10 protein-coding genes are annotated in these 11,915 nt (G+C 55.6%); 7 read left to right on the plus strand and 3 right to left on the minus strand.

Annotated features, from left to right (window positions below; all coding sequences use genetic code 11):
* Window positions 1-38: 38 nt before the first annotated feature.
* The gene (gldA, locus tag ACQKLP_RS03265; RefSeq protein WP_427320018.1) at window positions 39-941 is read right to left on the minus strand and encodes a gliding motility-associated ABC transporter ATP-binding subunit GldA; all 903 of its coding nucleotides are present in this window, start codon (window positions 939-941) and stop codon (window positions 39-41) included.
* Between the two features lie 330 nt (window positions 942-1,271).
* Between gldA and ACQKLP_RS03270 the strand changes: the two genes are divergently transcribed.
* From ACQKLP_RS03270 to ACQKLP_RS03290, 5 genes are all read left to right on the plus strand, one after another.
* The gene (locus ACQKLP_RS03270; protein ID WP_427320020.1) at window positions 1,272-1,934 is read left to right on the plus strand and encodes a hypothetical protein; all 663 of its coding nucleotides are present in this window, start codon (window positions 1,272-1,274) and stop codon (window positions 1,932-1,934) included.
* A gap of 14 nt (window positions 1,935-1,948) precedes the next feature.
* A complete protein-coding gene (locus ACQKLP_RS03275; protein WP_427320022.1) occupies window positions 1,949-2,935 on the plus strand; it encodes a PspA/IM30 family protein in 987 nt (328 codons plus the stop codon).
* Window positions 2,936-2,996: 61 nt separating this feature from the next.
* Window positions 2,997-4,763, plus strand: coding sequence for an OmpA family protein (locus ACQKLP_RS03280; RefSeq protein ID WP_427320024.1), 1,767 nt, complete (start codon window positions 2,997-2,999; stop codon window positions 4,761-4,763).
* A gap of 62 nt (window positions 4,764-4,825) precedes the next feature.
* Window positions 4,826-5,608, plus strand: a complete 783-nt coding sequence (locus ACQKLP_RS03285) for an ABC transporter permease (protein ID WP_427320026.1) — start codon at window positions 4,826-4,828, stop codon at window positions 5,606-5,608.
* Window positions 5,608-6,411 carry an ABC transporter ATP-binding protein gene (locus ACQKLP_RS03290; protein WP_427320028.1) on the plus strand — a complete coding sequence of 268 codons (804 nt, stop codon included), beginning with the start codon at window positions 5,608-5,610 and terminating at the stop codon, window positions 6,409-6,411. Before ACQKLP_RS03285 ends, ACQKLP_RS03290 begins: the two co-directional genes overlap by 1 nt.
* A 112-nt stretch (window positions 6,412-6,523) precedes the next feature.
* Here ACQKLP_RS03290 and ACQKLP_RS03295 read toward each other — a convergent pair whose 3' ends face one another.
* Window positions 6,524-6,931 carry a DUF4332 domain-containing protein gene (locus tag ACQKLP_RS03295; RefSeq protein WP_427320030.1) on the minus strand — a complete coding sequence of 136 codons (408 nt, stop codon included), beginning with the start codon at window positions 6,929-6,931 and terminating at the stop codon, window positions 6,524-6,526.
* 127 nt (window positions 6,932-7,058) lie between these two features.
* Between ACQKLP_RS03295 and ACQKLP_RS03300 the strand changes: the two genes are divergently transcribed.
* Together ACQKLP_RS03300 and bcp are read left to right on the plus strand one after the other, a co-directional pair.
* Window positions 7,059-8,756 carry a peptidoglycan DD-metalloendopeptidase family protein gene (locus tag ACQKLP_RS03300; protein ID WP_427320032.1) on the plus strand — a complete coding sequence of 566 codons (1,698 nt, stop codon included), beginning with the start codon at window positions 7,059-7,061 and terminating at the stop codon, window positions 8,754-8,756.
* A gap of 7 nt (window positions 8,757-8,763) precedes the next feature.
* Window positions 8,764-10,038, plus strand: coding sequence for a thioredoxin-dependent thiol peroxidase (gene bcp / locus ACQKLP_RS03305; protein WP_427320034.1), 1,275 nt, complete (start codon window positions 8,764-8,766; stop codon window positions 10,036-10,038).
* 243 nt (window positions 10,039-10,281) lie between these two features.
* On the opposite strand, the gene ACQKLP_RS03310 is transcribed toward bcp, so the two are convergent.
* Complete coding sequence (locus ACQKLP_RS03310) at window positions 10,282-11,835, minus strand: SUMF1/EgtB/PvdO family nonheme iron enzyme (RefSeq protein ID WP_427320036.1); 1,554 nt, start codon at window positions 11,833-11,835, stop codon at window positions 10,282-10,284.
* Window positions 11,836-11,915: the final 80 nt, after the last annotated feature.

Genomic DNA, 11,915 nt, shown 5'->3' on the forward strand with positions numbered 1-11,915 from the left:
TTGTTTAAATGCTGGAAAAAGTGACCTTTTCTTTACCACTAGTTTGTCAGTTCCCTGAACACGTCTTCGAGCGACAGCGAATTGCTCTGCAAAGAAAGGATGTTCCGGTTATTTATCAAAGCGAATTGCAGTAGGTTTTTCTGTACGGTTTCGGGGTCTGCGGTGTAAATCCGCCATGCGTTCCCTTCGGCCGGGGTTACCTTTTGGACGCCCGGGAGGGCTTCCAGGTCTGCGGGTGCGGTTTCCTCGGCGAAGGCCACCTGGATGAACCCGGAGGCGCCCTGGCGGAGGGAGCTGATGGCCCCGTCTGCGATGATATGACCTTTATTAATGATGATGGCGCGGCTGCACAGCGCCTCCACTTCCTGCATGATGTGGGTGGAAAGCATGACCGTCTTGTTCTCCCCCAGCTCCCGGATGAGCTGGCGGATGTCTGCCAGCTGGTTGGGGTCGAGGCCGGAAGTGGGCTCGTCCAGGATGAGGACTTCCGGGTCGTGCAGCAGTGCCTGAGCCAGGCCTACACGCTGTTTATAGCCTTTTGATAACATGCCGATCTTCTTATGGCGCTCCGGTGTGAGGCCCGTGCGGCCGATCATGTCGTCGATCCGCGCGGAAGCGCCCTTTCCCAGCCCGTGCATGCCCGCCGCGAATTCCAGGAACTCGCGGATGTACATGTCCGGGTACAGGGGATTGGCTTCGGGGAGGTAGCCCACGCGTCGGCGGACTTCCAGCGGCGCTTTGGCCACGTCGAACCCGCATACCGATGCCGAGCCGCCGGTGGGCGGCAGGTAACCGGTGATGATCTTCATGGTGGTGGATTTACCGGCTCCATTGGGCCCGAGGAACCCGACGATCTCGCCCTTCTGCAGGCTGAACGAAATACCGTCCACCGCTTTTTGCTCCCCATACTGCTTCAGCAGCGCCGTTACGTTGATTGACATGCGTCGTTTTTGCGGTGACTAAATTAGCGTAAAAAAAATAGTTAACCACTAATCCCGCCGGCCCCGGCTTATAAATTTTCAAATCCACCTGCCCCCGGGGTTCCGGATTTTCGTTAAGAAGCCTCCCAAATTGCTGTTTATCAAACCCAGAAAGATTTTTAAGCAGGTCTAAAATTTTGCATATGACAGAATTGGTGTACCTTTACATCTACAATTCAAACCGATGTAGAATATAATTTCTGCGACATACCTTCTCAATTAAATATATAAATTTACACTAATTCGTGTAGATTGGTATTCAGCCGACTTTCTTAAACCCATCACCTGTCAATGTCGAACTTTCTCAAGAAGGCATTGGGTCTTTTCGTGGAATTTGAACCCAATGAACCTTTGCAACCGGGCGGCGCTCCCGCTAGGGACCCCCTTGCCCAAAAATTCCCCCTGTCCAGCCCCAAACAGGCTGTAGCCGGTATTTCCGCCGAGGAACTGGACAAATTCGACCAGCACTTCACCCGGCTGTTCGAATCCTCCAACCTGCCCGGGCCCGATTACTTCGAGTTCTGGCGCATGATGGAAACCCTGGAAGCACACGTGCCCGACGAAAAAGCGCGCATCGCCGCCGTTTTCGCCACACTAAGCATCCAGGGCCTCTCGCGCGAAAAACTCCTCGCAACCGCCGGGCAATACCAGGCCATCGTGGAAAAAGACCGCGCAGAATTCCTCAAAGCCGCCGAAGACAAAGCCTCCCGCGAAGTCGAAGGACGTAAGCAGGAAATCGCCGATCTTGAAAAACAGATCGCCGAGCACTCCGCCCAGATCCAACGGCTCACGGAAGACATCACCAAGGCACAGACCGGCATGAAGACACTCCAGGCGCAAGTCGCCGAACAGGAACAGAAAATCTCCGCCAACAGGCAGGGGTACGACGTCGCCTGCCAGGCCATGATCACGAAGATCCAGTCAGACATCCAAAAAATCCAAACCTCCCTTTAATCACCTAACCAAACATGGAAACAAACTACTTCCCGCAACAGGGAAACGACAAACTGAAATCGTACTGGAACCGGCCAGGCGGCAAGTTCGGCGTCATCATCGGCATCGGCATCCTGATCGCAGCAGCGTATTTCATCATGCCCATCCTCCTCGCCGTAGTCTGGAGCACCCTCAACTTCGGCATCGCGCTCGTATGCCTCGGTGTGTTCCTCTATTGCATCACCCACCGCAAACTCCGGCTCGCCTTCTTCTATTTCTATGAGTGGCTCATGAAAAAACTCGTAGGGATCGTCATCGAGCTGGACCCCTTCATCATCGCGGAAGATTATATCGGCGACATGGAAGAACAACGCGAAAAACTCTACAAGCAATCGGTAGAAGTAGACGCGCAGAAAGAACGCATCGACCTCAAGATCGACGAAAAGGAAAAAGACATGGCCCAGCTGATGAGCCGCGCCAAAGCCGCGCAAAGCAATAACATGCTGCCGGAACTGGGCAACGCCACCCGCCACATCGCACGGATCAAGGAATACATCCAGCAGCTCACGCCCATCCGCGACAACCTCGCCAAAATCGGCGATTACCTCACCAAAGTGCACAAGAACTCGGGGTATATGATCGAAGATGCGCGCAATGAGCTCGAGCTGAAAAAGGACCTTTACAAATCAGTGTCGTCCGGCAACAAAGCCCTCACGTCCGCCCTCAAGATCTTTAACGGCGACCCGGAAAAGAAACTGCTGGTGGAACAGTCGATGGAATATCTGAAGGAAGACATCGCCACCAAACTGTCCAGCATGAAAAAAGCGATCAACTACTCGACCGATTTCATGCGCTCGATCGACCTGGACAACGCTACCTACGAGCTGCAGGGCCTGCAAATGCTGGAGTCTTTCGATCCGGACAAGGAATTCCGCCTCGACGTGCAGCGCTGGGAGCCTTCCAACGCGCCGCGCACGCCCGGCACCGTTCCCAACGACAATTACAACAATCTGCTGAGTTAACCCTTGGCAAGTAACCATTCATATTCCGTACAAACATCAAACAACTTAAAACATCCCTACAATGGCAATGAAAGTAAAACCTGGTGGTAAAGTATTAGGTATCCTTATTCTCCTCGGCGGTCTGTACGCCGGTAAAGTATTCTGGTGGGACAAGCGCCCCCAGGAAGCGAAAGCCGCCACCGAAATCGGTAAGGTGAACCTCCCCGATGCGCCCGAAGCGTCGCTCAGCGGCAACGCTGCCAAGCTGGAGCTGCCTTCGGCCGAAGTGGCCGGCAACGGCGGTACCCGCATCCAGTGGAAGATCATGGCGTGGAACTCGCAGTTTGCGCTCATGTATGCCAACGGCGGCCCCAAAACGACGAAAAACTCCCTGATCGACAAAGCGAAACTGGAAGTGGACGTCATCCGGCAAGACGATTGCAACAAATCCATCGCCGATATGGTGAAGTTTGCGCAGGATTACAAATCCGACCCCAACACCCCCGGCGTATTCGCGTCGTTCATGGGTGATGGCATGCCGATGTTCTTTGCCGCACTGGCGAAGGAGCTCGAGCCCCTCGGTCCCGAATATCAGCCCATCGCCTTTTACTCCATGGGTAAAAGCTACGGCGAAGATAAACTGATGGGCCCAGCCGAATGGAAACTCAATCCCAAGGCGGCTATCGGTAAAACCGTGGCCTGCGTGCTCCGCGACGGCGACATGAATATCCTCGTGAAATGGGCGGGCGACAACGGTATCCGCGTGAACCCCGACGAAACCTCGTTCGACCGCAACGCTATCAACCTCATCGCCGCCAACGACTTCCTCGATGCGGCCAACAAATACATCGCCGGGTACAGCGAAACGCGCAAGTTCGTGGAGAACGGCAAGAAAGTAGCCAAAGACACGACGGTGGGTGTAGACGGTGTTGCCACCTGGACGCCGGGCGACGTGAACATCGCGCAGAAAAAGGGCGGCCTGATCAACATCGCCACTACCCGCGAGTATGCCGCACAGATGCCGAACATCACGATCACCATCAAGAAGTACGCGAACGACCACCGTACCGACATCGAGAACCTCATCATGGCGCTGGCACAGGCCGGCGACCAGGTGCGCTCCTTCAACGATGCCAAGGCTTTTGCGGCCGACGTGTCCGCCAAGGTGTACAACGAGCAGGACGGTGCGTACTGGCTGAAATATTACAACGGTGTGGAAGAAACCGACGCACAGGGCACCAAGCTGCACCTCGGCGGTTCCATGGCCTATAACCTCGCGGACGCCGCCAACATGTTCGGCCTGGGCGACGACAAGCTCGACCGTTACAAGATCGTGTACGGCACCTTCGGCGACATCCTCGTGAAAATGTACCCCGAGCTGGTGCCTGCGTACCCGGTGTACAACAAGGTAGTCGACAAATCGTTCCTCGCCAGCGTGGTGAGCAACCATCCCGAACTGCTGACCGGCGCGGCGATCAAGGTAGAATATGCGGAAGCGATCACGAAGGAAGTATCGTCCAAATCGGTGCAGGTGCAGTTCGAGACCGGCAGCGCCGTGATCCGCCCGGAATCCTACGCCGTGCTCGACGATATCCTGAAAAGCGCCGTAGTGGCGGAGGGGCTGAAGCTGGGCGTGTATGGCCATACCGACAATGTGGGCAGCGACGAAGCCAACCTGAAGCTGTCTAACGAGCGCGCCGCTTCCGTAGTGGCATACCTCCAGGCCAAGGGGCTCGCGGCCAACAGGCTGGAATCCAAAGGCTTCGGTGCGTCCAAACCGGAAACCACCAACGCTACCGCCGAAGGCCGCGCGAAGAACCGCCGCGTGCAGATCGTGCTGGGTAACTAACGGACTTTTTCCCCGGGCGGGCTTGCCGGCCCGGGGATTTTCATCCTCCAAAACATTCCGTATTGAACAAGCTTAAAAACATATTCGAACCGCTGCGCACCATTAACCCGCGGACCATGGTGTTCCTAATCGTGGCCGAAGCGGTAGTGGCGCTGGTGGCGTGGCAACTGTCGGGCGGAGGGCTCATCCCCACGCCGGATAAAGTGATTTCCGCCATCGGCCGCATTTTCGTCATGCCCGATTTTATCGACAACCTGTTCGCCAGTCTGGTGCTGACGGTCAAGGGTATGACGATTTCGATCCTCATCGCCCTGGTGATCAGTTATTTATCGATCGTCCCGTTTTTCCAGCCATTGGCCAGGTTCGTCATCAAATGCCGGTACCTCACCCTCACGGGGCTCATTTTCCTGTTCACGCTCCTCACGCAGAACGGGCATCAGTTGAAGATCAGCCTGCTGATTTTCGGGATCGTACCGTTTTTCGTGACCTCGCTGCTGTCTGTCATCGACGGGATCAACAAACAGGAATACGAGTTGTGTACCACCCTGCGGATGAACAGCTGGCAAACGCTCTGGGAGGTGATCATCGTGGGGCGGCTGGACCAGGTGTTCGAAGTGATGCGGCAGAACTTCGCCATCGCCTGGCTGATGATCACGTCTGTAGAAGGCTTGAGCATGAGCGAGGGGGGGCTGGGCGTGATGCTCATCAAGGCGAATAAATACGTTCAGCTGGATGTGGTGTTCGGGCTGCTGGTGATCATCTTCCTGCTCGGGATGGCATTCGATTACATACTGGGGCTTTTCCGCCACTGGTTATTCCCTTACACCAAACTGCAAACACGCTGATGAACGCATATTCGAAAAGCCATTTGCTGCTGAGCGCGGAGAATATTCATTTGCAGTATGGCGAAAAAGTGATCCTCCGCGACATTAACTTCAAGATCCACAACATTCACCGCGAGGGCGTGGAGCAGGGCCAGGTAGTGGCGCTCATCGGGCGGAGCGGCCTGGGCAAGACGCAGCTGTTCAAGGTGCTTTCCGGGCTGGTGCCTCCCACGCAGGGGACCGTCCGCATCGGGGCAGACCAGCATCCCGTGCAGGCCGGCCAGGTGGGTATCGTGCCGCAGAACTACATCCTGTTCCAGCACCGGACCATCTACCAGAACCTCCGCATCGGCCTCGACCATTCCGGCGTGGCGCTGAGCGATGCCGAGAAAAAGCGGATCATCGAAGATTACGCCACCACTTTCGAGCTGATGGACCATCTCAAAAAATACCCCGCGCAATTGAGCGGCGGCCAGCGGCAGCGGGTGTCCATCATCCAGCAGGTGCTTACCGGCAACCGGTTCATTTTGCTCGACGAGCCTTTCTCCGGGCTGGACATTCTCATGATCGACCGGGTGATAGCGCTGCTGCTGAAAGTTTCGACGCTGCACGAAGAAAATACCCTCATCGTGGTGAGCCACGACATCGAAAACGCCGCGGCCGTGTCTGACACGGTGTGGCTTATGGGAACGGAAGACGGCAAGCCCGGCGCCACCATCCGCAAGGAATACGACCTCTGCGAAATGGGGCTCGCCTGGAATCCGGAGATACGTACGGACCGGAGGTTCGTGGAATTAATCGATGAGATCCGTAAAGGATTGTGACACATAAAAAAGGACCGTGCAAAGCGCTCCTTTTTGTTTGCAGGTTGACGTTCGTAAAATAAAACAAGGGCGGGGAATGATCTCCGCCCTTGTTTTTTTGTGGATCGCTGAATTAATAAGTTATAGCCGGCTCCAGGTCGCGCGCCTGGTCGATCATCGATTGGATCTCCGACAGCGAGGGCGCCCGGCCGCTGAGGTTCTTCAGCTGGTTCAGTTCGGTCACCTTGGCGTGGAGGTTTTCGGCGTTGCGGTTCCGCAGTTCCTTCACGGTATCTACACCGGCGGCTTCGAGCAGCTCGGCGAACTGGTCGCCCACGCCGTTTAACCGCATCAGGTCTGCATGGTTCACCCATGTGAGGATCAAAGTTTCCGGAATGCCGGTAGATTCCGCGATGCGGGAACGGCCGCTTTTGGCCTGCCCGTCTTCCAGCAGTTTTGCCACGGTGTCGATACCGATGCCTTTCAGTTTTCCTGCGAAGTTGGGCCCTATGCCCTGGATCTCTTGTATCGGATAGCTCATAAAACAGATTGGTTTTGGTAAATGGAAATTAAGGAAAAGGGCACAGTTGTTGGCAAAAAAAATGTTAATTCGCTGTCAATCATGGATTGCCGTATTCAGGCTCTCCTTTAACCCTTACATTTGCAGGATGAAAAGATCGATCGCCCTCTTGCTCATGCTCCCGCAATTCGTGCAGGCGCAGTCGATGCCGGAGAAACACTACCCGAAAGGTTATTTCAGGAACCCGTTGAACGTACCCATGGAACTCGCCGGCAACTTCGGCGAATTGCGCCCCAATCACTTCCATTCCGGGCTGGACCTCAAGACCCAGCAGCGCGAGAACCTCCCCGTTCACGCCGCTGCCGACGGCTATGTGAGCCGCGTCGGCGTGTCGCACACCGGCTTCGGGAACGTGCTCTACATCACGCATCCCAACGGTTACACAACGGTATACGCCCACCTCAATAAATTCTTCCCGCAGCTCGACGAATACGTGGAGCGCAAACAATATGAGCTCGAAAGCTGGGCGGCAGACCTCACCATTCCCCCAGACCTTTTCCCCGTTAAAAAAGGGGAATTCGTGGCCTGGAGCGGGAATACGGGCGGCTCCGCAGGCCCGCACCTCCATTTCGAGATCCGCGATTCCCACACCGAAAAGCCCCTCAACGGCATGCTCTTCGGTTTCAATATCCCCGACACCCGCGACCCGGAAATCTCCCGCATCGTGGTGTACGACCGCAACCGGAGCATCTTCGAGCAAACGCCCGTGGTAGTGCCGGTCCATATGGGAAAAGACGGGAAATACGCCGCCAGCCGGCCGCTCGTACAGGTCCCCACGAGCAGGGTGAGCCTGGGCGTGAGCGCGCTCGACCGGCAGTCCAATTCCCCCAACCCCAACGGCATCTACGAAGCCATGCTGCTCCGCGACGGGGCGCTGGACCTGGGTTTCCAGCTCGATAACATCGGGTACGAAGAAACGCGCTACCTCAACGCGCATATCGATTACAAAATGAAGAAAGGCGGCGGACCGTACGTGCAGCTGCTGTTCGCGCTCCCCGGCAACCAGCTCGATATTTACCACGACAAGGCGGGAGAAGATGGTGTGATCGACCTGTCTGACGGGCAGGCGCACCCGGTGACCGTCCGCGTAACCGACGCTTACGGCAACGCTTCCGATGTGAAGATTTCGCTGCAGCAGAGCGGCGGTAAGACGGCCGAAGCGGCCTGTGCCAACCGGATGTTCCCCGAATCGATGAACATTTTCGAGAACAACCAGGTGGAGTTCAGCCTGGACGAAGGTTCGCTGTACGACGAGGTTTGTTTCCGGTATTCGGAGATCGCGGCGGGTAGCGGATATTCGAACATTTACCGTTTGCATTCCGCGCTCGTGCCGCTGCATGCAGGGTTCAGCCTGCGGATAAAGCCCACGCGCGCGGTGCCGGCGCATTTGAAGGATAAGATGGTGCTGGAGCGGAAAGGTTTCGGGGAAAGTGTGACGGCGGCCACGGCGGAGGAAGACGGATGGTATCGCGGCAGCTCGCGGGACCTGGGGGATTTTCAACTGGTGGTCGATACCATTCCTCCGAAAATCACGCCGCTGGGCGGTATCAGGCAAAACGCCAACCTGGGAGGAGCCGGGCGAATCGCGTTCAGTATGAGCGACGGCAGCGGGGTGAAATCCTACCGCGCGGAACTCGACGGAAAATGGTTGCGCTTTTCGCGAAAAAGTAACGTAGTTTCTTATAATTTTGATAAGCATTGCCCTCCGGGTACGCATACCCTTAAGCTCACCGTGACGGACATTGCCAATAACTCATCCACATATACTTTGACGTTTAAACGCTAGTAAAACCATGACGCATCTGCAACCTGGGGTAAGCGCCCCCGACTTTTCCGCCGTGGACCAGCATGGTAACACCATATCGCTGGCCGATTTCAGAGGAAAGAAAGTCATCCTCTATTTTTACCCGCACGACATGACGCCGGGTTGTACAACCCAGGCCTGCAATCTCCGTGATCACCATTCCCAGCTGTTAAGCAGAGGGTATGCCGTGATCGGCGTTAGTGAGGATGACGAGGCGAGCCACAAGAAATTTAGCGACAAGTACGACCTGCCCTTTCCCATTCTCGTGGATACCAGCCACGACATCCTGAATGCCTACGGCGTTTGGGGCGAGAAGACATTCATGGGCCGTACTTACGACGGTACCCATCGTACCACATTCCTCATCGATGAAGACGGCAACATCGCCCACATCATCGCAAAACCCGACAACGGAGACCACGCCCGCGAGATCATCGAGCTCTGGGAAGGCCACACCGATGGTTGGGTAGACGTGAAGCTGGAAGAAGAGAAAGCTGCCGAGCCCGCAGCCGCCGCAACCACGGAAACAACCGCTGAAGCTGCCGCGCCCGCTGCTGCACCTGCTCCTGCTAAAAAAGCACCTGCCAAAAAGAAGGCGGCCGCACCCGCTGAAAAGAAAGCGGAACCTGCTGCTCCCGCCAAAAAGCCTGCTGCCAAGGCAAAACCGGCCCCGAAAGCGAAAGCCGCTACCAAAGCGAAGCCCGCCGCCAAGAAAGCCGCTGCGAAAGCTGCACCTGCCAAGCCCGCTGCTAAAAAGGCTGCCGCTAAACCCGCCGCCAAAAAAGCTGCTGCAAAAGCAAAACCCGTAGCGAAAAAAGCCGCCGCTAAAGCAAAACCCGCTCCCAAAGCGAAGGCAAAAGCAGCTGTAAAGGCGAAACCGGTAGCGAAGAAAGCCGTAGCCAAAGCCAAAGTGAAAGCAAAACCGGTGGCAAAGAAAGCAGCCGTTAAAGCGAAACCGGCAGCGAAGAAAGCCGTAGCTAAAGCAAAACCCGCTCCCAAGGCTAAAGCCAAAGTAAAAGCAAAACCGGTGGCCAAGAAAGCAGCCGTTAAAGCGAAGCCGGTTGCGAAGAAAGCTGTAGCCAAAGCAAAGCCAGTAGCGAAGAAAGCCGCGGTAAAAGCAAAACCGGTGGCGAAGAAAGCCGCCGCCAAAGCGAAGCCCGCAGCTAAAAAAGCAGCAGTGAAAGCAAAACCGAAGCCTGCTCCGAAAGCAAAAGCCAAGGTAAAAGCAAAGCCCGCCCCCAAGGCGAAAGCGAAAAAACGCTAAGCCATCGCGTAATAATATCCGCGCCAATCCCGCGAAATAACAAGGCTGACCATTTCGGTCAGCCTTGTTCGTTTATGCCGGAAGAACTGCAAGTTCGCTTCCATCGGCTATCCTGCATCATGAGCATAACCAACGTCCGCTACAGGTCAGGGAGCCCAGGGAATGCGCAATAAGGATTGCGTCCACTATAAATGAAAAAGGCTGACCATGCGGTCAGCCTTTCCTGTATGCTAAAAGAGCGGATTAGCGTTTCTGGCGCTGGGCGCGGAAAACCTGACCCGTTTTAAACTTGTTGCCTTCGGGGCTGCCCACACGGTCCATCGCGCAACGGAAGCCTACGGTGTTGGTAGCCATTTCTTCCTGCATGTAGCGGCGGGTACCGGGAGAAAGCCAGTAGGCACGGTCGTTCCAGCTACCACCTTTGATCACACGGGATTTGTCGTTGATCAGGGTAGTGACGCCATAACCGTATTCCACGAGCGACAGGGAGTCACCATCGAGGTAGTTGATCACGTCGCCTTTCTGGTAGTTCAGACGGCTGGCGGATTCTTCATCCGTTACGTCGCGCATTTTCAGCACGCCGAGGCTGTCTTTTTCGAACTCCTTGTTCTCGTTTTGATATACCGTCTGGAATTTGTTACCACGGAAGTAGTTGAAGTCGTCACCATCGATGGTGGTCAACGGCCTGTACACGTCGTTCACCCATTCGCTCACGTTACCCGACATGTTATACACGCCGAAGTTGTTGGGGAAGAAGGAACGAACGGGAGCGGGGATGGAAGCCCGGTCGTTCAGACCGCCGGCCATACCCATGTTGTCGCCCGAGCCGCGTTTGAAGTTCGCCAGGAACTGACCTTGCCAGTTACCGCGGCGGATATCGCGCAGGCCGGCATTGTTGGTGCCCCAGGAGTAGATCTGTTTGTTGAGGATCAGCTCTTCCCCGCGTTTGCCTTCTTTCTTGGAAGGACTGGGGTTCTGACCGATATATCCCAGTGCGGCGTATTCCCATTCAGCTTCCGTGGGCAGGCGGTAGTTCGGCAGCATGATACCGTCTTCGAACTGCGCGCCACGGGGAGAACCGTCGGCATTGGCGAATTGTTTCTTTGCGGATTTGGACATTTTGCCGGGGGTACCTTCGTAGAGGCCGGCCATGTAGGCTTTGGAATCGAACGTGTTATCGTCTGCCTGGTTCATGATGTCTGCCTTGGAAAGAAGGCCGGCGTCCATGAGGAGCTTTTCGTTTACACGGTTGGAGCGCCATTTGGCGTAATCGGTCGCCTGTTTCCAGGAAACGCCTACCACCGGGTAATCGTTATAGGCAGGGTGACGGAAGTAATATTCCACGAGCGGCTCGTTGTAAGCCAGTTCGCTACGCCAAACGAGGGAGTCGGGCAAAGCGCCGCGGTAAACGTCGGGGAAAGATTCTCCGTACACACGGTTCAGCCAGAACAGGTACTCGCGGTAGTTCACGTTGGATACTTCATTCTCGTCGATGTAAAACGACGAAACCGTAATACGGCGGGGGATATTGTTCCAGTCGCCCATCACATCCTGCTCCGTGGCGCCCATGGCGAATGTACCGCCCTGAACGAACACAAGTCCCGGACCAGTGAACTGGTCTTTGCTCTTGGCAACGGAGAAACCACCCATCTTGGGGTCGTTATAATTCCAGCCTGTGGCGGAAGAAGCGTCCTTCTTCTTCCCGAACAGCCCGCCGCCGCCGTTCTTGCTGCAGGCAGACATGGACATTACCACGCTGGTGCCCACAATCAAGGATAAGGAGGTTAATCTGTGCATGCGATAACAGCTTTTGATCGATACAATTTAGGTATTCAAATAGGTAAACGCAAATGTAATTCTTTTTATTTTATAGCAAA

This window comes from Chitinophaga sp. NPDC101104 (genome assembly GCF_050277495.1).
Classification (GTDB): domain Bacteria; phylum Bacteroidota; class Bacteroidia; order Chitinophagales; family Chitinophagaceae; genus Chitinophaga.